This window comes from Fructilactobacillus myrtifloralis (assembly GCF_024029335.1).
Lineage (GTDB): Bacteria > Bacillota > Bacilli > Lactobacillales > Lactobacillaceae > Fructilactobacillus > Fructilactobacillus myrtifloralis.
Window position 1 is genome coordinate 138234 of record NZ_CP097116.1, and the last position, 21609, is coordinate 159842.

The 21609-nt window shown below is 47.2% G+C and carries 22 protein-coding genes and 1 other annotated feature; of the genes, 19 read left to right on the top strand and 3 right to left on the bottom strand.

What is annotated here, in order from left to right:
- Positions 1 to 38 precede the first annotated feature (38 nt).
- Together M3M35_RS00770 and M3M35_RS00775 are read right to left on the bottom strand one after the other, a co-directional pair.
- Positions 39 to 923 carry a peptidyl-prolyl cis-trans isomerase gene (locus tag M3M35_RS00770; RefSeq protein ID WP_252750122.1) on the bottom strand — a complete coding sequence of 295 codons (885 nt, stop codon included), beginning with the start codon at positions 921 to 923 and terminating at the stop codon, positions 39 to 41.
- Positions 924 to 1051: 128 nt separating this feature from the next.
- Positions 1052 to 1486, bottom strand: a complete 435-nt coding sequence (locus M3M35_RS00775) for an HIT family protein (protein ID WP_252750123.1) — start codon at positions 1484 to 1486, stop codon at positions 1052 to 1054.
- A gap of 107 nt (positions 1487 to 1593) precedes the next feature.
- On the opposite strand from M3M35_RS00775, the gene M3M35_RS00780 reads away from it, so the two are divergent.
- The 3 genes from M3M35_RS00780 to trmB are packed head-to-tail and all read left to right on the top strand — an operon-like array spanning position 1594 to position 4210.
- Positions 1594 to 2361: an ABC transporter ATP-binding protein gene (locus M3M35_RS00780; RefSeq protein WP_252750124.1), complete on the top strand. Its 768-nt coding sequence runs from the start codon at positions 1594 to 1596 to the stop codon at positions 2359 to 2361.
- Positions 2354 to 3562 carry an ABC transporter permease gene (locus tag M3M35_RS00785; protein ID WP_252750125.1) on the top strand — a complete coding sequence of 403 codons (1209 nt, stop codon included), beginning with the start codon at positions 2354 to 2356 and terminating at the stop codon, positions 3560 to 3562. The genes M3M35_RS00780 and M3M35_RS00785 overlap by 8 nt, the downstream gene beginning before the upstream one ends.
- Positions 3563 to 4210, top strand: a complete 648-nt coding sequence (gene trmB / locus M3M35_RS00790) for a tRNA (guanosine(46)-N7)-methyltransferase TrmB (RefSeq protein WP_252750126.1) — start codon at positions 3563 to 3565, stop codon at positions 4208 to 4210.
- Here trmB and M3M35_RS00795 read toward each other — a convergent pair.
- On the bottom strand, positions 4207 to 4527 hold the full coding sequence (locus M3M35_RS00795; protein WP_252750127.1) for a hypothetical protein: 321 nt from the start codon (positions 4525 to 4527) through the stop codon (positions 4207 to 4209). The genes trmB and M3M35_RS00795 overlap by 4 nt on opposite strands.
- Positions 4528 to 4618: 91 nt before the next feature.
- Between M3M35_RS00795 and M3M35_RS00800 the strand changes: the two genes are divergently transcribed.
- The 16 genes from M3M35_RS00800 to yqeH all read left to right on the top strand — a co-directional run bounded on the left by M3M35_RS00800 (position 4619) and on the right by yqeH (position 21607).
- Positions 4619 to 4945: a thioredoxin family protein gene (locus M3M35_RS00800; RefSeq protein ID WP_252750128.1), complete on the top strand. Its 327-nt coding sequence runs from the start codon at positions 4619 to 4621 to the stop codon at positions 4943 to 4945.
- Positions 4946 to 4962: 17 nt separating this feature from the next.
- Complete coding sequence (gene ytpR / locus M3M35_RS00805) at positions 4963 to 5598, top strand: YtpR family tRNA-binding protein (RefSeq protein ID WP_252750129.1); 636 nt, start codon at positions 4963 to 4965, stop codon at positions 5596 to 5598.
- Positions 5599 to 5646: 48 nt separating this feature from the next.
- A complete protein-coding gene (locus tag M3M35_RS00810; protein ID WP_252750130.1) occupies positions 5647 to 7965 on the top strand; it encodes a DNA translocase FtsK in 2319 nt (772 codons plus the stop codon).
- 34 nt (positions 7966 to 7999) lie between these two features.
- Entirely contained in the window at positions 8000 to 9343 is a 1344-nt protein-coding gene (gene murC, locus M3M35_RS00815; protein WP_252750131.1) for a UDP-N-acetylmuramate--L-alanine ligase, read from the top strand.
- 81 nt (positions 9344 to 9424) lie between these two features.
- Positions 9425 to 12112, top strand: a complete 2688-nt coding sequence (gene polA / locus M3M35_RS00820) for a DNA polymerase I (RefSeq protein WP_252750132.1) — start codon at positions 9425 to 9427, stop codon at positions 12110 to 12112.
- 19 nt (positions 12113 to 12131) lie between these two features.
- Positions 12132 to 12974, top strand: coding sequence for a DNA-formamidopyrimidine glycosylase (gene mutM, locus M3M35_RS00825; RefSeq protein WP_252750133.1), 843 nt, complete (start codon positions 12132 to 12134; stop codon positions 12972 to 12974).
- Complete coding sequence (coaE, locus tag M3M35_RS00830) at positions 12967 to 13542, top strand: dephospho-CoA kinase (RefSeq protein ID WP_252750134.1); 576 nt, start codon at positions 12967 to 12969, stop codon at positions 13540 to 13542. Before mutM ends, coaE begins: the two co-directional genes overlap by 8 nt.
- Before the next feature lie 4 nt (positions 13543 to 13546).
- Positions 13547 to 14044: a transcriptional regulator NrdR gene (gene nrdR, locus M3M35_RS00835; RefSeq protein ID WP_252750135.1), complete on the top strand. Its 498-nt coding sequence runs from the start codon at positions 13547 to 13549 to the stop codon at positions 14042 to 14044.
- Entirely contained in the window at positions 14031 to 15365 is a 1335-nt protein-coding gene (locus M3M35_RS00840; protein WP_252750136.1) for a DnaD domain protein, read from the top strand. Before nrdR ends, M3M35_RS00840 begins: the two co-directional genes overlap by 14 nt.
- On the top strand, positions 15362 to 16285 hold the full coding sequence (gene dnaI, locus M3M35_RS00845; protein WP_252750137.1) for a primosomal protein DnaI: 924 nt from the start codon (positions 15362 to 15364) through the stop codon (positions 16283 to 16285). The genes M3M35_RS00840 and dnaI overlap by 4 nt, the downstream gene beginning before the upstream one ends.
- Positions 16286 to 16541: 256 nt before the next feature.
- A complete protein-coding gene (gene thrS / locus M3M35_RS00850; RefSeq protein ID WP_252750138.1) occupies positions 16542 to 18503 on the top strand; it encodes a threonine--tRNA ligase in 1962 nt (653 codons plus the stop codon).
- 23 nt (positions 18504 to 18526) lie between these two features.
- Positions 18527 to 18657, top strand: a sequence feature (ribosomal protein L20 leader region).
- Between the two features lie 43 nt (positions 18658 to 18700).
- Positions 18701 to 19207 carry a translation initiation factor IF-3 gene (gene infC / locus M3M35_RS00855; RefSeq protein WP_252750139.1) on the top strand — a complete coding sequence of 169 codons (507 nt, stop codon included), beginning with the start codon at positions 18701 to 18703 and terminating at the stop codon, positions 19205 to 19207.
- 34 nt (positions 19208 to 19241) lie between these two features.
- Positions 19242 to 19436: a 50S ribosomal protein L35 gene (gene rpmI / locus M3M35_RS00860; protein ID WP_252750140.1), complete on the top strand. Its 195-nt coding sequence runs from the start codon at positions 19242 to 19244 to the stop codon at positions 19434 to 19436.
- A gap of 35 nt (positions 19437 to 19471) precedes the next feature.
- Positions 19472 to 19825, top strand: a complete 354-nt coding sequence (gene rplT / locus M3M35_RS00865; protein WP_252750141.1) for a 50S ribosomal protein L20 — start codon at positions 19472 to 19474, stop codon at positions 19823 to 19825.
- 121 nt (positions 19826 to 19946) lie between these two features.
- Entirely contained in the window at positions 19947 to 20471 is a 525-nt protein-coding gene (locus M3M35_RS00870) for a YqeG family HAD IIIA-type phosphatase (RefSeq protein ID WP_252750142.1), read from the top strand.
- On the top strand, positions 20471 to 21607 hold the full coding sequence (yqeH, locus tag M3M35_RS00875; protein WP_252750143.1) for a ribosome biogenesis GTPase YqeH: 1137 nt from the start codon (positions 20471 to 20473) through the stop codon (positions 21605 to 21607). Before M3M35_RS00870 ends, yqeH begins: the two co-directional genes overlap by 1 nt.
- Positions 21608 to 21609 lie beyond the last annotated feature (2 nt).

The window sequence follows — 21609 nt, forward strand, 5'->3', positions numbered from 1 at the left end:
AGACACAGCATGTGTCTGGGTTTTTCTTTGGAAATTAATTATTTTTTGGAAGTATCGAGGTATCCAGAGAGAATGTTCTTCATGCTGGAATCTTCGATTTGAACGTGGTTGTCTTTTAGGACTTCAGAAACCACTTTGTGAACCGTGTTCCGATCGTTCAAGCGTTCGTTAGCTAACTGGTCTTTGATTTCGGCTTTGTGCTCCTTCAAAGTTCCCTTCTTCGGGTGTTTAACCATTTCGATCACAACGTATCCGCCTTCGGTTTTGATTGGGGTCTTGGAGTATTCACCCTTATTTAACTTGTAAGCGGCTTTTTTAACGGAGTTGTCAACGCCAGAAGTTGCATTATCAAAGCTGATTTCTTGACCACCATTTTTCTTGGCGTTGTCATCAGCACCGTATTGCTTAGCAACATCTTTCCAGCTGGTTCCGTTGTTCAAATCAGAAATGGCGCTTTGAGCTGATTCTTCATCCTTAGTAACCAGTTCCTTAACCGTTACCTTTGGTTGGTACTTCTTGAACTGCTTTTCTAATTGTTTGTTAGAGAAGTCGGTCTTATCAAGCACAGCTTCTTTTAACAAGAGGTTGTTCTTAATCGATTCCTTCAATTGGCTTTCCGTCATTCCTTGTTGTTGCAGGATGGTGTCGAATTGAGGGCCGTACTGACTCTTGTATTTATCAAATTGCTTGTCAACTTCGGATTGTTTAACCTTACTTCCGTATTCATGTTCCAAACACTTGTTTAGAATCATCTGTTGAAGTTGGGCCTTCCCTTGTTGGGTTGACTTCATTTTATCGTAAAATTCTTCTTGGGTAATCTTACCCCCGTCAGTCGTGGCAACGGTTTTACCTTGACCACAGGCTGCTAAGGATAAACTTAACAGGAGACCGGCGGCACCGATGGCCCATTTTTTCTTATTCATAAACAAAAAATCCACATCCATTTCTTTAAATTTACAGATTTGTCTGACACAATCCTGATATCAATATAACATACTTCCTAATTTCTGCCGGCATTTCCCCAGAAACTTAAACATAATTTAATCTAGGGTTAGAATTGGTTTTTGATGGCAGTTTGGAGGGCTTCGTACTGAGCGGCATCGTAGTCATTCGTGTGGTCACCAAAGTGAATTGAGAAGTCGTCAGCTTGAGAATACCGGGGAATCAGATGGAAGTGGGCGTGAAAAACAGATTGATAAGCCACCTTCCCGTTATCATTTACAATGTTCATCCCGGCAATATTAGGGTTAGAGGCTTTAATTGCCCGGGCGATGCGGGGAATTCGTGCAAAGACCTGACCAGCAGTGTCGGCATCAAACGCGAAGATATCCTGAATGTGTTGTTTTGGGATTACTAACGTGTGGCCAGGGGTTGCTTGCGAAATGTCGAGAAAGGCGAGCACCTCGTCATCTTCGTAAACGGGATAACTCGGAATCTGGCCTTGGATAATTTTACAAAATACACATTGATCATTAAGTTCTGTCATTTTATTCACTCCTTTATAGAACTAATTATACACTAGATTGACCGAATGCTTGGGGGTGCTATGGTATAATTAGCAATAAAAATGAAAAATGAGAGAGAGTGATACGCATGACTTTAGCAGTTAATCACCTGACCGGAGGCTATTCCGGAATCCCGGTGTTAAAAGATGAAACCTTTGACGTTCAAGATGGTGAATTAGTTTCCCTAATTGGTTTGAACGGGGCGGGAAAGTCGACCACGATTAATCACATTATCGGATTGATGACGCCGTTTTCAGGAACCATTCAACTAAATGGATTACAAATTCAAGATAACGTTGAGCAATACAAGCAACAAATTGCCTATGTTCCAGAAATGCCGGTATTATATCCCGAACTGACCCTAAGGGATCACATCGAGGCCACCATGATGGCTTACAACCTGGACCGAACCGAAGCATGGCACCGGGCGGAACAACTATTACAAACGTTTCGGCTGGCCAACAAGCTTGATTGGTTTCCCGCCAACTTTTCTAAAGGGATGCGCCAGAAGGTCATGATTGTATGTGCCTTCATGACGGATGCCAAGTTACTGGTTATCGATGAACCGTTTCTCGGGTTGGATCCGTTGGCCGTTGATGATCTTCTCACGTTAATTGATGCTAAAAAAGCAGCTGGTGTCAGTGTCTTAATGTCCACCCACGTTCTTGATACCGCTGAAAAGCACTGCGACCGGTTTGTTTTAATTAACGATGGTCGCGTCAACTACGAGGGGACCATGGCAGAGATTAAGGATCATTACCAAACCTTTGGGGACACGTTAACGGATATTTATTTGGGCCTAGCTCGAAACCAGCAAGCATCCACCCCTCAGACCACGGGTGATCAACATGCGTAATTTATTTAAAGACCGACTCATTAACCATTGGAACCAGTTGACGAAGTACTTGCGGTATGTATTTAATGATTTCTTTGTCATTGCGTTGATGTTCTTTATTGGGGCCGTTGGGCTTGCCTATGCCAACTTTTTAAAAACCGTACCTCCGCATGCAGGGTGGGAAGTGCTGGTGCTCCTTGTGCTGTTGACACTTGGTCTTCAGGTGGGGCGGTTAGCCACCCTGATTGTTGATCCAGATCGGGTCTTTTTAGCTCCCCAGGAGCAGCAGTTAACGAGTTACTTTAAGCATGCTTTTTTGTATAGTTTTAGTTTGGCAGCCGGGATGCAAGTGCTCGTGTGGATAATCTTGATGCCCTTTATCAGCGTAAGTTTAGGCTGGAGCGTCGGCCAACTACTGGTAGGATTAGTCCTCATGGTGGGCCTAAAATGGTACTGGCTTAGTTACCAGTTTTTGCAACTACGTAATCATGCTACCAATCCGTGGTGGCACCGCCTGGGGTGGTTGGTGCTGCTTCCGGCAGTCGTCATTTTGCTGGCCTTAGTGGGGCAGGTGGTCATTGCCTACGTCCTTACCATGGCTGCGATTGGGGTTGTAATCTGGCGACTTGCAAAGCAGGTGCCACCGCTTAACTGGGAACAAATCGTGGCCACCGAACAACGCCGAATGCGGCGGATTTACCGCTTCTTTGCCCTCTTCACGGAGGTACCAACGGTCGGTCCCCAACCGAAACGGCGTGCCTACCTAGATGGATTATTCCGGCGCCTTCCTCACGACCAAGCGCACCTCTATACGAACCTCTATGTCAAAACCTTTGCAAGGGACGGGGAGACCAGTTCGATGTACTTACGGTTGCTAGTGTTGGCGGCGGTTATCCTCGGGTTAGTTACGAATCAAGCCCTTTCCATCGTGGTGGCACTAACCATGCTGTACTTAACCGGGACGCAATTACGGCCCTTTTTCGATTGTTTTGATAACAACGTCTTTACCTATTTGTACCCCGTACGGGTTTCAACGCGGGTGCACAACTTCCGGCAGTTATTTAACTGGTTATTAATCATTGAATTAGTCGTAGTCCTAATTGCGCAGCTAATTGGGCAGGCGACCCTAACTACCTTAGGAATTACCTTGGTAGGGGGCAGCTTCATCATTTGGTGGCTGAGCCACCGGTTCTTACAACAACAAGTAAAACGGGAGAAATAAATGCGAATTCGAAAAAAGAAGTGGGCGATGCCTTATTTAGAGGATCATCCCGAATATGCGATTTTAAATCCAGACCAGTACCGGGGAAAGTGGGCGACCCGCTTTTCCCAATCAGCGCCGATTCACGTTGAAATTGGCTCTGGGAAAGGGCAATTTATCATTGGGATGGCGCAAAAGCATCCGGAATTGAACTTTATTGGAATCGACTTGCAGGATGCCGTCCTGGCCATGGCGGTTCAGAAAGCCGTGGCCGCTCAGTTACCGAATGTCCAACTCGTCTTAACTGATGGGGGCGATGTTGATGATTTCTTTACGAAGGGTGAAGTGGATAAACTCTACCTCAATTTTTCCGATCCATGGCCGAAGAAACGGCATACCAAACGCCGGTTAACCTCACCGCGCTTTTTAGCTAGTTACCAACAGGTGCTTCCGGACCACGCAGAATTGGAATTCAAGACCGATAATCGTGGTCTGTTTGAATATTCCTTGGTCAGTTTAAATAACTTTGGGATGCAATTTGAAACGGTTAATTTAGATTTGCATCATAGTGATCCAGCGATTGTGCAGGAGAACGTGGAGACGGAGTATGAACAAAAGTTCAAAGAAAAAGGCCCCATCTATAAGCTGGTGGCCCGATTCGGTGCTTAATCTAGTTGGTCTGACAGTGGTTTGATTCGGTACAATTCTTGTTCGTCAGGATTGTAAAGAAAGGAATATGATTCCTTTAATCCCGTGTCTGGATTAGTAAAGCTAACCCCACATTCGTATTCCAAGCCCGCGTGGTTTTCAAAGTCAATCCAGTAACCACTGAAGTCTTGATTGCCGAACTCTTCGGCAATGGCTTCGGTTAGACCATCTTGAATGGCCATGTGTTGGGCTTGCTTGCGCTTTTTAGTGAAAACATACGCAATGGTTCCTGCTAATGAAAGCAGGGTGGTGGGAACAAGGTATTTATGCTTAGCCATGGTTAAAAATCCTTTCTTTTGCTTTTATCCCCCAATTATATAACATTTTAAATGCACGTGGGTTATAATAAATTAAATAGGAGTGGTTATAATGGAAGAATTACCAGTTATGAATCAAGAACAATTACAAGCACAAGTGAGCGATGGAAAGTACATTTTGTTTTTCACCGCGGGTTGGTGTCCCGACTGTAATTTCATCAAGCCGGCAATGCCAGCCATCGAAAGTGAATTTCCCGAATACACGTTCATCAAGGTTGATCGCGATGACAACATTGACCTTTGCAAAGAACTTGATGTATTTGGCATCCCGAGTTTTATCGCCTACGACCACGGCAAAGAAACCGGCCGGTTAGTCAATAAAGCTCGCAAAACCCAAACCGAAGTGGAAGATTTCATTAAGAGTTTACCAACGGACTAAACAGGAGTAATGAAGAGATGATTGCAAGTTATAATCCGCGCCAAATTGGGGATGTGTTGGTGGTTGTCTTGGGACCAGACCAGGGACCACAACAGGTTACCCAACGGGATCAAATCGTTGAAATTAAAGATCAAACGGGAGCGGTCATTGGGTACAATTTCTTTGCTGCCCACGACCGGTTGCCAGAACTAGACCACCAGGTAGGGCAAGTGCATCTGACGGCGAGTCAGATTGACCAGTTAAACGCTCAATTAGAGTCAGCTGGCTTTGACCAAAAACTGCCGACCAGTGAACCAGCCAAGTTTGTGGTTGGTTATGTGAAGGAAACCCGGGAACATCCTAAGTCATCCCATTTACAGATCACCACCACGGAAGTTGAGGATGGGCGGACGTTACAAATTGTCAGTGGTTCGCCTAACATGCAGGCGGGCATTAAAGTGGTAGTTGCTGAAGTGGGTGCCATGATGCCGGATGGCTTGATAATTTGGCCTAGTACTCTCAAAGACGTTGAAAGTGACGGAATGATTTGTTCCGGCCGGGAACTTAGGATTCCTAATGCGCCTGACAAACCAGGTGCGTTGATTCTACCGGATGACTATCAAGTTGGAACTCCGTTTGATTTTAAAAAAGCGCAGACTCTTTTTAGCGAATAGTAATATTCGTTTTTTTGTGGTTTAAATTAAAGATTAAGGTGAATGTAAATGAACCATTACGATGGTCCAGCTTTTTTTCGCAAGTATTTTGCTGGTCAACCAACAACTTCATTTCAAGCAACGGCTGCTTCAAACTCCAATTCTAAGCAGGCTAAGGATGGGAAAACGGCTCCCTTGCAGAGACAACAACAAAATTTCTCCCCGAAGGGGCCCCAGCCGGAAGTGCCAGCCGCGAGTTTAGTGCAAAAAACCCGGGCGTTTCAACCGCAGGTCACCGCGGAACGGACGCCGTTTTATCAACGGCGGACTCCGGAATTTAGTCCTGCTTATGATCGGGCGCTGGCGGCCTTGACGCTACCAGCAGCCGATTTAATTGTCATGGCTCCGGATGAACCTGAAGCAGAACCGGGCGGCTCCACAACTTCCAGTGAGCTGATTACAACGGTTGATGTGGATGAAGCAGGTGCAGCTTCAAAATCAGAGGAAGCCATCACTGCGCTAGCTCCAGTGGATGAACCAACAGAAGATGCTGTGCCACAAAATGAAAACGAAAATGAAAACAGTGTGGATAACTCGGAAGCGAAGGCCGCTGAACCTAGTCAGCAACACGGTTTAGGTCATTCTCTGACTGATATTATGCAAGCGGAGCAGGGGCAAGCTGCCCACCTGAGTTTTTTCGCGCAACCCCCAGCTAACGCCACTGAATCGCAAGCTGAGACCTCGGATGCCACCCCAGAAACGACTGAAGGGACGAAGCCGGTTTCATCCCTTGTAGCGCAGTCCCAAGCTCCAGAAACGTCAGAAACTGAACCGGGTGAGTACCAGGATGTGAATGCTAAGCAGACTGAAACAGAGGCATCGTCGACCCCAGCGCCAACGAAGGGCGCTTTACCGGTCGACAATGGTGACCAAGCAGAGCCGGATGCTCCGGCGCCGGTTACAACAACGGCTGGATATCACTTTCCGGACCTTGATCTTTTAAACCCGCCGGTTCAATTTGATGAAGCGGATTTAGATACGTGGATTGCCGATCAGGCGGAGAAGCTTGATGATACATTGCAAGCCTTTCACGTGGATGGTCACGTGGTTGACTGGACCAATGGACCAACGGTAACCCAGTTTCAGGTGAAGCTAGCCCTAGGGGTCAAGGTTAGTAAGGTGACGAACCTTAATGATGATTTGAAATTGGCGTTAGCTGCGAAGGACATTCGGATTGAAGCGCCGATTCCGGGGCGGTCGACGGTAGGAATCGAAATTCCGAACCCCAAGCCGCATCCAGTGGTGCTGCAAGAAATTTTGCAAAGTCAGGCTTTTCAAGCTGATCCCGCTCACACCTCGATTGCGATGGGGATGGACATCGAAGGTCAGTCGGTTACGGCCGATTTGAAACGAATGCCCCATGCTCTCATCGCCGGGGCAACCGGATCGGGGAAAAGTGTGTTTATCAATAGCTTATTGCTATCGTTGCTTTACCACGCCACCCCGAAAGATCTCCGGATGATTTTAATTGACCCCAAAGCGGTCGAATTGGCGCCGTACAATGAAATCCCGCATCTATTGGCACCGGTGATTTCTAAACCGCAGGAAGCAGCGGCAGCCTTAAAATGGGTTACGGAAACAATGGATCAACGGTATGAGCGCCTCACGGCGGCCGGGGTCCGGAACATTGAACAGTATAATCAACGCGCCCAGGCGACGGGACACGCTGCCGATCAGTTGCCGTACATCTTAGTGGTAATTGACGAATTAGCGGACCTGATGATGGTTGCTGCTAACGAAGTCCAAGATTACATCGTCCGGATTACCCAAAAAGCGCGGGCAGCGGGAATTCATTTGGTGGTAGCGACCCAACGACCAAGTGTTGACATTGTGACCGGAACCATTAAAAATAACATTCCCACCCGGGTGGCTTTCATGGTCTCTAGTCAAGTCGATTCTCGGACCATTATTGATCAAGCTGGCGCCGAGCGCTTGTTAGGGAAGGGTGATATGTTGTATCTTGGTAATGGTGCAAATAAGCCCGAACGATTGCAAGGTGCGTTTGTTACGAATGAGGAAGTTGAAAAAGTTACCAATTTCGTCCGCACCCAGGGCGCCGCGCACTATGAATTTCAGCCAGCCAGTTTGTTGAAAAGTGCCGATCAAGTTGCCAGCCACGATGAACTTTGGACCCAAGTCCTCGCTTACATTGCGGGAGAAGAAAATGTTTCAACTTCGAAACTGCAACGGGTCTTTTCGGTTGGCTATAATCGGGCGGCCAGCATCATTGATGACTTAGAGCGCAATCATTTCATCTCTGGGCAACATGGTTCTAAGCCACGGGAAGTTTATTTGACGAAAGAACAGTATGCCCAACTAAATTTATAAGCAGACCACAGAGAAGGGAATCAAATTAAAGATTATGACAGAGCCGAAGTTAACGAAAGCAACTACCTATTACTTTGTTGGAATTAAAGGAACCGGAATGAGTGCCATGGCACTGGTCGTGAAGGACATGGGCTATCGGGTGGAAGGTTCAGACATTGATAAATATACCTTTACACAGAAGGGATTGGAAGATGCCGGCATCCCGGTGCATTCGTTTGATCCGGACAACATCCAACCCGGCATGACCTTGATTGTGGGGAATGCGTTTAAAGACGACCAGCCGGAGGTAGTGAAAGCACGCGAACTAGGCCTGCCAATTTATCGCTATCCGGAATTCTTAGGGGAATTAATCAAAGGATATACGAGTATTGCGGTCTGTGGGGCCCACGGGAAAACCAGTACCACCGGACTCTTAGCGCACGTTTTGAGTGGAATTGCCCCGACGGATTACCTGGTGGGAGATGGAACTGGGAATGCAGTTCCAGACGCCCGGTTCTTCGTATACGAAGCTGATGAATACCGGCGCCACTTTATGCCAACCTATCCCGACTATGCGATCATGACGAACATCGACTTTGATCATCCCGATTACTATACGGGAATTGATGACGTGTTTGATGCCTTTCAAACCTTTGCGACCCATGTGCAAAAGGGGATTTTTGCGTGGGGGGATGATCCTTACCTGCGCAAGCTGAAGGTTGATGTTCCGATTTATTACTATGGGACCGGCGCCAATGATGACTTTCAAGCGGTCGATGTAAAGCGGACCACGACGGGCTCAACCTTTAACGTGGTTTTCCGGGGCAAGGATCTCGGTCGGTTTGAGGTGCCCTTATTTGGAGAACACAACGTTTTGAATGCGTTAGCAGTGATTGCCGTCTCCTACTTTGAAGAGGTTGACTTAGCGGAAATTCGCCGGGAGTTGTTAACCTTCAAGGGAGTAAAGCGGCGCTTTGCCCAAGTTAAAGTGAACGATATGACCATCATCGATGACTACGCGCACCACCCATCAGAGATTAAGGCCACCTTAGATGCCGCCCGCCAGGAATATCCAAACAAGAAAATCGTGGTGGTTTTTCAACCGCACACCTTTAGTCGCACGATTGCCTATTTAGATGATTTTGCTGAAACGCTCGGCAAAGCCGATAAGGTATATGTAACTAAAATCTACGGTTCCCCCCGGGAAAAATCGGGGGATGTTTCCAGCCAAGATTTAGTGGATAAGATTCCAAATAGTGAGATTATTACCGAAGATAACATGTCACCGTTGTTAAACTTCCATGATGACGTGGTTATTTTTATGGGGGCGGGCGATATTCAAAAATACGAACGGACCTATGAAGACTTGCTGAGTCATTTGAGCAAAAAAGTTAATTAACGAAAAGCATGACGGTTAGTCATGCTTTTTTTCGCATAATTAATCAGGTAAAATGAAACTAAAGTAACGGAGGCAGTTGAGATGGCGGCACAAAAAATATTATTAATTGACGGTAATTCATTATTCTACAAGGCGTTTTTTGCTTTGTACCAGTCTTTAGATCATTTTACCAATGAGGCAGGCTTACACACGAATGCCCTGTATGGGTTTAATCGGATGCTGAACGATATGTTAGCCCGGGTGCAACCAGATGCGGTTCTCGCAGCGTTTGACGCGGGAGAAACGACCTTTCGAACGAACATGTACCACGGTTACAAAAGTGGTCGGGATAAGATGCCCGAAGAGTTGCGTGAACAGTTTCCGTATGTGATGGAGCTCTTACAAAAGCGGGGAATTAAAACCTATGAACTGGCGGACTATGAAGCCGATGACATCATTGGCACCACGGCGCGACAAGCAGAAAAGGCGGGCTACGAAGTGACCGTTGTTACCGGCGATCGTGATTTAACCCAGCTGTGTTCGCCACAAACCACGGTGAAGGTTTCTAAAAAAGGGGTCAGTGACATTGAAGCTTTTACCCCGACCTACGTGGAAGAAACCATGGGGATTACCCCGGAGCAAATTGTGGACGTGAAGGGGTTACAAGGCGACACTTCCGATAACTATCCGGGAGTAGAAAAAGTGGGACCGAAAACGGCTTTGAAGCTCGTGCATCAGTTTGGCACCATTGAGAATCTCTATCAACACATTGATGAGGTTTCCGGGAAAAAACTCAAGGAACATCTTGTAAATGACCGGGACCAGGCGTTTTTATCCAAGCAATTAGCTACCATCAAACGGGATGCTCCGCTCACGGTTGGCTTAAAGGATATGAAGTACCGCGGGGACCAAGAACCAGCATTACAGGAACTGTATCAAAAGCTTAATTTCCGGTCCTTTCTCACGGATGCGGATTCAGATGCAACCACCACTTCGGAACTACCAGAGGTGCAGTACACGGTGTTAACCACTGAGAACGCTGCAGAGTTGGATCAACTAACTACGGAAGTGGTCGTAAACGTGGAAATGTTGACTCCTAATTATCACGTGGCCGACCAGGTTGGCTTGGTAATCGGTACGCCGGAGCACTGGTACGTTACCAAAGATGTTGCCCTTCTGCAGAATCCGCACGTGCAAGGATTGTTAGAAAATCCAGCAATCAAAAAGGATGTTTTTGATAATAAAGCCCAACGAGTGGCCTTGCACCGCGATGGGATTGCATTGCAAGCCGTTGATTTTGACATGTTGCTAGTTTCATACTTACTAAACACGCTCAACAACGCCGATGATGTTGGCGAAGTTGCGCGGCAACACCACTATAACGGGGTGCTACCCGATCAGGATGTCTACGGAAAAGGGAAAAGCATTAAGTTGCCCGCTGATGATGAATTTTATCAGCATCTCACCAGAAAAGCCCTCGCCATTAGTCGACTGAAACAGCAGATGTTAGCCGACTTAGATTCCCACCAGCAAGCTGCGCTTTACCGGGAAATGGAATTGCCCCTTTCACAGGTCCTCGGTCAAATGGAGATTACTGGCATTCGGGTGGACCGCGACCGGTTAGAAGCGTTAAAGAGTAAGTTTATTGAACGAGTAGCTGAATTAGAACAAGGGATTTATCAGGATGCCGGGACTGAGTTTAACGTGGGTTCTCCAAAACAACTCGGAGAGGTGCTGTTTGAAAAGTTACAGCTTCCGGTGATTAAAAAGACCAAAACCGGTTATTCGACTTCCGTTGATGTCTTGGAGAAATTAGCCCCGGACCATCCGATTATTGCTAAAATTTTAGCGTACCGCCAGTTGACCAAGCTAATTTCCACCTACATCGATGGAATTGAAAGCGACATTCAACCCGATCACAAGGTGCATACCCGGTACTTACAAACCCTGACTCAGACCGGCCGGTTATCGTCGGTTGACCCGAATCTGCAAAACATTCCGGTGCGGACGGAGGAGGGGCGCAAGATTCGAGAAGCCTTTGTTCCATCCAAGCCAGATTGGGTCCTGTTCTCCTCGGATTACTCCCAGATTGAACTGCGGGTGTTAGCGGCCATTTCGGGTGACCCGAACATGAAAGCCGCCTTTGCTAACGACGAGGATATCCATGCGGTTACTGCCCGGCGGATTTTTGAATTAGCTCCGGATGCGGATGTTGACGCCAATTTACGACGCCAGGCCAAAGCAGTTAACTTCGGAATCGTCTATGGGATTAGTTCTTACGGCTTATCGCAAAATACGGGGATTTCTAATCAAGAAGCCAAGCGCTTCATCGAGAAGTACTTTCATGAATACCCTGGAGTAAAACAGTATATGGATGCAAGCGTCGCCTTTGCGAAGGACCACGGGTACGTGGAAACGATTGCGAAACGGCGCCGGTATATTCCAGAAATTAAATCCCGGAGTTTCCAACGGCGCCAGTTTGCCGAACGGATTGCGATGAATTCACCCATTCAAGGGAGTGCAGCGGATATTATTAAGGCAGCCATGATTAAGATGAACCAGGTCCTGGCCGAGCGGGGCTTGCAAGCCCGCATGCTGTTACAAATCCATGATGAACTAATTTTTGAAGCTCCCGTTTCCGAACTAGAAACCTTAGAGACGGTGGTGCCCAAGGTCATGGATTCGATTGTCCAAACGGATTCTTTGTTGCAAGCGGCCGCCGTTAACTTCGATGTGCCGTTAAAAGTTGAAAGCCACTATGGCAATAATTGGTATAATATCAAAAAATAAAAAATAAGTAGGTGGAATGATGCCAGAATTACCAGAAGTAGAAACCGTCCGCCAGGGTCTCACTAAATTAGTGGGCGGCGCGAAGATTGAGTCTGTGGAAGTGCTTTATCCCAAGATGATCAACATGCCCGCAGATGAGTTTGCGCGCCAACTGGCGGGGAAAACCATTGAGCGCATTGACCGGCGGGGAAAGTACCTGTTGTTTCGCTTAACCAATGATTTAACCCTTGTATCGCATTTGCGGATGGAAGGAAAGTACGAGGTCGAACCAGCTGGTTCCACTCGACCTAAGCATACGAACGTGGTCTTTCATTTAGATGATGGCCGGGAACTCTGGTACAAAGATACCCGGATGTTTGGGAAAATGGCGTTGGTTGCCAACGACGAAGTAATGGAGCTGTCGGGACTCAATAAAATTGGTCCGGAACCAACGGCTGATGATCTCAGTTTTACGTACCTTAAAGAACGGTTACACAAGTCCCATCGCAAGATTAAGGCCTTTTTACTCGACCAATCACAGGTGGCTGGCTTGGGTAACATTTACTGTGATGAAGTGCTGTGGATGTCTAAAATTCATCCCGAACAACCCACGAACTACGTCAGCGATGCCGAAATTGAAAAGCTCCGTGACAACATCATCACGGAAATCGCAGCGGCAATCAAAGGTCATGGAACCACGGTTCATTCGTATTCGAACGCCTTTGGGGAAGCTGGTCAGTTTCAAAACCAACTGCAAGCTTATGGGCGCAAGGGCGAACCTTGTCGTCGGTGTGGAACGTTAATGGAGAAAATTAAGGTTGCCCAACGGGGAACGACTTTCTGTCCCAAGTGCCAAGTGGTTCATGGTGATTTAAGTGACTAAGGTAATTGGATTAACGGGAGGAATTGCCACCGGCAAATCGACCGCTGCCCGGTATTTGGTTAGTCAAGGAGTCGCGGTGTTAGATTTAGACGCGGAAACGCACGAATTGGAAGCACATGATCAGGCGACCATTCAGCAAATTACCGCGACGTTTGGTCCAGAGGTCCAAGTGAACGGGCAAATTGATCGCCACCGGTTAGGACAACTGGTCTTTGCAGATTCCACGCAACTAAAGCGCTTAGTTCGCATCATTAATCCGGCCTTGTTACGGCGGGTGACGGCTGCGATGGCCGAATCGGATCTGCTGGTTTTGGATGCCCCGACATTGTTTGAAAACGGGTTTACTAGCTACGTGGATCAGATCCTCATGGTGACGTGTGAACCGCTTGTGCAGATGCAACGCTTAATCACTCGTAACCAAGTCAGCATCAGTCGGGCTAGTCAGTTGATGGGAGCCCAGTGGTCACAAGCAACGAAGGCAGCGTTAGCAGATTGGGTGGTCGATAGCACCGCGGGAGAAACGCAGTTAACGCAGCAATTACAAACCTGGTTAGAAAAGATGAGGTAAAGTTATGAAATGCCCAAAATGTCAACATGCGGCGTCACGGGTCGTTGATAGTCGTCCCTTATCTGGCGGCAGCGAGATTCGCCGCCGCCGTGAGTGTGAACACTGCGGCTTTCGGTTTACAACGTTTGAAACCCTGGAAGCGTCGCCGTTACTAGTGGTAAAGAAGAATGGCGATCGGGAAGAGTTTAGTGCGGATAAGTTACTCCGGGGGATTATTCGCTCTTGTGAAAAACGCCCCGTTTCGCTGGCGCAAATGAATCAGATTGTGGACCAAACCAAGCAAAGCATTGAAAACCGGGATGCTGGCAGTCATGAAGTTTCGAGTAAGGCCATTGGAGAGTACGTCATGAACGGCCTCAAGGATGTTGATGAGATTGCTTACATTCGCTTTGCGAGCGTCTACCGTCAGTTCAAAGATATGAATGAGTTTTACGCGAAAATGCAGGAGTTAATGGGGAATAACCCAACCGCTAAAACTGAAAGTAAACATGATGGAAAATGATAATCAATTAATTAATCCCCAGACGAAATTCCAAGTCCGTCGGGGTCACAATTTAACTACGGAACAGCGACTGAGCCTTGACCAGTTGTATTTACCGATGATTGGGAATGATGCTTATGCCTTGGAGAATCTCCTTTGGCACCAGTCAGAACAAGCTCAGGGCCATTTTTATTTAATGAGTACGCTCCAAATTGATGCCGAGCATCTCTATCAAGCTCGGTTAAAGCTTGAAGGTAGTGGCTTACTGCGGGTTTACCGGCAGGGGGAACAGACGCTTTATCAGTTGCTGGATCCCCTGTTGCCAGCACAGTTTTTTCAACAGGAACTCCTCAGTCAATTCTTACTGGAAATGATTGGGGAGCATCAATTTATGACTCTCGCCCAGCAGTTACTACCGCGACCGTTGGATGTCTCGAGCTTAGACGACCAGACCCATAGCTTTTGGCAGGTGTTTGCCCAACCAGCTGGTTCAGTGCCACCGCTAGTTAGTAAAACCAAACAAGCCGCCCAACAAACGCCACCGCCGGCTGCGGAGCCGGAGTTGCCGGAGGTTGATTTGCAACTGATGTTGCAGATTTTGCAGAGTTCCTTTGTGAACCTTGCAGAAGTTAAAAAAAATCAAGCGCTGTTTGCCGTAACCAAGCAACTGTATGGAGTGGATGAGCCGGAGATGTGTCGAGTCATTGAGCAGGCGACAAATTTGACCACTAATCGGTTTGATAAGCAGAAATTCCAGTTATTAATGGCACGACGCCATACGCCAGCTGCTCCAAAACCGTCAGCGCCAGTAGCGCACCCGGAAACGGATACCACGAACGCCAAGTTGAGTCAACAAGAACAGCAATTAGTGCAGGTCGCAGAAACCGCGGCGCCGGTTCCCTTTTTAGGGGCGATTAAACGAGAAAAAGGGGGATACGCGACGAGCGCGGAGGAACGCTCGTTACGCCAGTTAGTTGAACGCAACGTCTTGCCACGGTCGGTGGTCAACATGTTGACTTACCTATTGTTGGTTGATCGAGAAGCCCCCACGTTGAACAAAAATTTATTAGATACGATTGCCAATGACTGGGCTCAACGAAAGCTGCAAACGGCGACCCAAGCGTTATTGGAAATCAAGCAACGAGACCAGCGCTTGGCCACTAAAAAAGCTAGCAAAACGAAACAACGCCGCCAGACCGTCCGAGAAACACTTCCAGAATGGGCGCAACAAGCTGGCAATCAGCGCTCGCAAAAACAAGCTTCCGCTGCCAATCGGAAGTTAATCAAGGAACGGTTAGCTAAGTTAAACCAAAACCAGTCGGAAGGGAGGGATGAGCAATGAAAAACGTTGGTGCAGGACTGAAAACGTCCCTACAACAGCATCACTTAGAAGCACACTATCAGGAGTTGTTGCAACGGGTCTATGCCGACCCAGACGTGCAACAATTTTTGCAGGAGCATCAGGCTGAACTTGATCCACAGGCGAAGGAAAAATCGACTTCGAAATTATACGAGTTTGTTAACGAAAAACAAAAGTTACAGGCCGGCAACGGGAACTTTGCGAAGGGGTATGCCCCTCAATTAGTGGTTAGTGATCACTTGATTGAAGTGGCATACCGGCCGACCCCTGAGTTTTTGGAACAGGAACGACAACACCGCTTGCAAAGTAACTTTAAAACGGTGGGGATGACGCCCGCCATTAAGCAGGTTAACTTTGAAGACTATGAACCGACCCCGGATCAAGAAGAGGTCATCATTAAAATCCTAGATTTTATTGAGCAGTACGAGGCTGATCCAAAAGCGAACTACAAAGGCTTATATCTGTACGGACCCTTTGGGGTGGGAAAGACCTTTTTGATGGCCGCCATGGCCCACCGGTTATCCGATCATGGAATTCAAACCACGTTAGTGCACTTCCCGTCCTTTGCGGTCGCCTTGAAGAATGCCATCGGAGATCACACCCTTCAGGATAAAGTTGACCAGGTGAAGCAGACCCCCGTACTGATCATTGATGATCTGGGGGCGGATTCCATGTCAGCTTGGATTCGGGATGACGTGTTGGGCGTGATTTTAGAGTATCGAATGCAGCATCAGCTGGCTACGTTCTTTACCTCTAACTTCTCAATGGATAAGTTGGCGACAGAACACCTCGCTGTGACGGGAAAGGACGTCGTTGATCCGTTAAAAGCCCAGCGGTTAATGGAACGGATTAAGTTTCTCGCACGCCCGGTATTTTTAAATGGAAACAATTTAAGAAATTAAAGGGTTCGCGCTTGACACCCATAGTCGATGTGATTAGACTACTAAATAAGGACATGGGTGCAACTTTAATTCACAGAGAGAGTAGCATGATTCTGGAAACTACTTGTTGGCGAGTTGCACCTACCACCTGTTTCTTAACGCAAATTAAAGTGGTTGACAGAGATATCCGGAGAACGGATAAATTGGGTGGAACCGCGTCTAACGACGCCCCTTGGTATTCATTACCAGGGGGCTTTTTTGATAGGAGGAAGAGGAAATGGCACAAATTACGCTCGAATTTCCAGATGGCCGCACGCAAGCATTTGATAGCGGCATTACGGTGGCTGAGGTGGCCAAATCAATCTCAGTTAGTCTAGCGAAAAAAGCAGTGGCTGGAAAACTGGACGGAAAGTTAGTGGATGTTCGTGAACCATTGCTGACGGACGGAAAGCTAGAAATTGTAACGGCTGATTCAAACGATGGGTTGACGGTGCTCCGGCAGAGTGCCGCGCAATTACTAGCTGCGGTTGTTAAACGTGAATTTGCTGGAGTGCGCTTAGGTCGATTAGCCGCTGATGAAGATGGCTTTTACGTTGATACGGAAAAAGACGAACGCCAGATTAGTGCGGACGAATTAGATGGACTTGCAGCCCAAATGCAACGGGTGATTAAGGATAACGCGCTGGTAAATCGCGTAATGTTGAGTAAAGCAGACGCCTTAACCGAAGTTAGCGGAGATTGGTACCAAACGGAACTAGTCGAAGCTGAAGCGGCTGATGAAATTCCCTTTTACGAAATTGGGGGACAATTAGTTCTTGCTCAAGTGGTTGCTGCGCCTAGTTTGAAAGATCTGAAGCACTTTAAACTCTTATCGGTGGCTGGGGCATACTGGGAAGGCAAGTCCTCTAATCCCATGCTCCAACGTTTATACGGAACGGCCTTTTACAAAGCTTCCGATCTAGAAGCAGATTTACAAAAGCGGCAGGAAGCGCGGGAACGCGATCACCGGGTGATTGGGAACAACCTCGACCTGTTCTTCGTTGATCCTAAAGTTGGCGCTGGGTTACCATACTGGATGCCAAACGGAGCAACGATTCGGCGGACGATTGAACGCTACATCGTTGACAAGGAATTGGCGAACGGGTACGAACATGTTTACACACCGGTCTTAGCAAACTTGGACCTGTACAAGCAATCCGGACACTGGGAACACTACCGAGAAGACATGTTCCCACCAATGGAAATGGATGATGATGAGATGCTGGAATTACGGCCTATGAACTGTCCTTCTCACATCCAAATTTATAACCATCACATTCGGTCCTACCGGGAACTACCATTACGGATTGCTGAATTAGGGATGATGCACCGGTACGAAAAATCGGGGGCCTTAAGTGGATTACAACGGGTCCGGGAAATGACCCTCAATGATGGACACACTTTCGTTGCGCCGGAACAAATCCAGGAAGAATTCAAGCGGATTTTGAACCTCATGATGGACGTTTATCATGACTTTGACATTGATAATTACACGTTCCGGTTAAGTTATCGGGATCCGAAGAACACGGAAAAGTACTTCGATGATGATGAGATGTGGAACAAGGCGCAGAGCATGTTGAAGGGTGCCATGGACGAACTGGGCTTGGACTACGTTGAAGCCGAAGGGGAAGCAGCCTTTTACGGTCCAAAGTTGGACGTGCAAACGAAGACGGCCCTTGGAAACGAAGAAACGCTGTCTACGATTCAACTCGACTTCATGTTACCAGCTCGTTTTGACCTGCACTACGTTGGTGAAGACGGTCAGGAACACCGGCCCGTAATGATTCACCGGGGCTTGGTTTCAACGATGGAACGGTTTACGGCCTACCTCATTGAAATTTACAAGGGCGCCTTCCCAACGTGGTTAGCGCCTAAGCAAGTGCAAATCATTCCGGTTAGTGAAGCTAAGCATGGTCAGTATGCCCACCAGATTAACGAACAGTTGCGGGCTCTCCACGTTCGCTCAGCCGTTGACGAACGCTCAGAAAAGATGGGGTACCTGATTCGGGACGCCCAAACGCACAAGATTCCTTACACCATCGTTGTTGGTGATGACGAAGTCCAGAACCACACGGTTTCAGTGCGTAAGTATGGGGAAGAGGATAGTCGCGAGTTACCAATGGATGACTTCCAAGTGGAAATTATGCATGATATTTCAACTTATTCCCGCAACGATTCCCAACCCAAGGTTGACAAATAAACTGAACCTTGATATGCTAAGATAGTTAAAAGCAGAGGCTTCCCGCTTCTCGCCTGAGTGACGTTTCGTTGCTGGGCTATTCGGATGCAAGTTACTGGGTTTTTCCAGTAGCCAAGGCGGGAACTCGATTGAGTTTCCGCCTTTTTTCTGCTTTGAAATTTACTTGGAGGTGAATCACCATAGCAAAAAGAGATCAAATGGTCAACGATGGAATCAGAGCTCGCGAAATGATGGTTATTGATGATCAAGGAAACAAACTTGGTTTGAAATCAAAGGCTGAAGCAATGCAAATTGCCGAAGACGCGAACTTGGATTTAGTGCTGGTTGCACCGAACGCTAAACCTGCAGTTGCGAAAATTCTTGATTACGGAAAGTACCGGTTTAACCAACAAAAGAAGGAACGGGAATCCCGCAAGAAGCAAAAAACGGTTAGCGTTAAGGAAATTCGGTTAAGTCCAACGATTGATACGAATGACTTCAATACGAAGTTGAAAAACGCACAGAAATTCCTCACCAAGGGCGAAAAAGTGCGGGTTTCCATTCGTTTTAAGGGACGGGCCATTACGCATAAAGAAATCGGTCGCGACGTGTTAAACCGGATGGCTGATGCCACGGCTGACATTGCAACCGTTACGCAACGAGCAAAGATGGATGGCCGGAGTATGTTCTTAATGCTTGCACCAAGTAATAAAACAAAAAAGTAGGTTACGAGAGTAAACCAAAGAGGAGGAAATTGTTATGCCAAAAATGAAATCAAACCGGGCCGTTGCGAAGCGGTTTAAAACGACTGCTAAGGGTGGTTTAAAGAGTGCTCATGCCTTTACTAGCCACCGTTTCCACGGGAAGACGAAGAAGCAACGTCGTCACTTACGTGGGACTCACATGTTAAACAGCATTTGGGTTAAGTCATACACTGAATTATTAAAAAAATAAACTAAGTTAAATTTTTAATCTAGGGGGATTTTAATATGCCACGAGTAAAAGGTGGAACTGCTACACGGAACCGGCGGAAACGCGTACTGAAATTAGCTAAGGGATACCGCGGTGGAAAGCACCGGCTCTTTAAAACTGCTAAAGATCAAGTAATGAAGTCACGGGAATATGCCTTTCGTGATCGTCGTAACAACAAAGGAAACTTTAGAAAACTGTGGATTACGCGGATTAACGCGGCAGCCCGGATCAATGACATTAGTTACAGTAAATTAATGCATGGACTTAAGGCGGCTAACATTGACGTTAACCGTAAGATGTTAGCGGACTTAGCAGTGAATGATGCAGATGCATTTGCAGCTTTAGTTGCTGAAGCCAAAAAAGCTTTATAAGCAGAGCGTTAAAACTTCTACTAGGAACACCTGGTAGAAGTTTTTTTGCTTTTAAACCGCTACTATTTCCGTGGCAGATGCTTTAAAATAAAGGATAAACAATCAAGAAAAGAGCGTGCCAATGTTAAAAGCATTTAAACCAACCTGGATGGTGGAGAACGTCTTTCAAATTTCGCCCCAAAAATTGCGACAACACGGAATTACAACCGTTTTGGCTGATTTAGACAACACCCTCATTCCTTGGAACAATAAAAACAGTACCACGAAGTTAAAGCACTGGATGGAGAGCTTACAAGCGGCCGGAATCAAACTGGTGGTCGTTTCTAACAATAATCCCAAACGAGTTAAACGGGCCGTAGGCGATTTGCAGTTATCATTTGTGGCGCATGCCTTAAAACCGCTCCCGGTCGGGATGAAGCGGGCCTTGAAGCAGGGCCACTTGCACAAACAGGAAGTGGTGATGGTCGGCGATCAGTTATTAACTGATGTGTTGGCGGCCAATAACTGTAAAATTAAAAGCATCTGGGTGAAGCCCCTCGTGCAAACCGACTTATTACCCACTAAACTGAACCGCCAGTTAGAAAAACTAGTGTACCGGTTACTGCAAAAAAAATATAAGCTACAGTGGAAGGAAGATATTGATTAATGGACGAAAAACGATTGGATGAAGAAGTTGCAGCGACGGAACCGCTATTTTGTATCGGTTGTGGTGCCCAAATTCAAACGACGGATAAAACAGCCGCGGGCTATACTCCCAGCGGGGCACTGGAAAAGGGACTAGAGACGGGGGAACTTTACTGTCAACGCTGTTTTCGGCTCCGGCATTACAACGAGATTCAACCGGTTAGCGTTTCTGACGATGAGTTCTTAAACCTGTTAAGTCAGATTGGAAGCACCGATTCGTTAGTTGTGTACGTGGTCGATATTTTTGACGTTAACGGGAGCTTGATTCCGGGGTTACAGCGCTTCGTTGGCAAGAATCCAGTCTTAGTGGTTGGAAATAAGGTGGACTTATTACCGTCGTCGTTTAAACCGACCAAGGTCAAGGACTGGTTACGGCAGACGGTTAACCGGGCCGGCTTGCGCCCCGTTGGAGTGGAATTGGTATCGGCGAAGACTAACCAAGCGGTTGACGACCTGCTAACTGTGATTAACCGGTATGCCCATGATCGCGACGTCTACGTGGTTGGAGTGACAAACGTGGGAAAATCAACGTTGATTAATCAGATCATTCATCAAAGTTCGGGAGAACGGCAGGTAATTACCACCTCCAAGTTCCCGGGGACCACGCTCGATTTGATTAAAATCCCGTTGGATAATGGCCACTTATTAATTGACACTCCCGGAATTATTCATTCCAGTCAAATGGCGCACTACTTAAGTAGTCAGGATCTTAAATACGTTTCCCCCCAAAAACGAATTAAACCCCGGGTGTATCAGTTAAATTCAGGGCAAACCTTATTTTGGGGCGCCGTGGGGCGGTTTGATTACCTCCAGGGACCGAAGGCGGGCTTTACGGTTTACGTTGATAATAATTTAATGTTACACCGTACTAAGTTGGAAAACGCTGATGAATTCTTTGCTAACCACGCCGGTGGGCTGTTGAAGCCACCGGAAGGCCCTGAAAATGTGATTCCGCTACAACGGCATGAATTTAAGGTTACGGACACCTCTGATTTAGTGATTGAAGGCTTAGGCTGGGTAACGGTTCCCAAGGGAAGTGTTGTTGCCGGCTGGGCTCCTAAAGGGGTGGCCGTTTTGATCAGAAAATCAATGTTTTAATA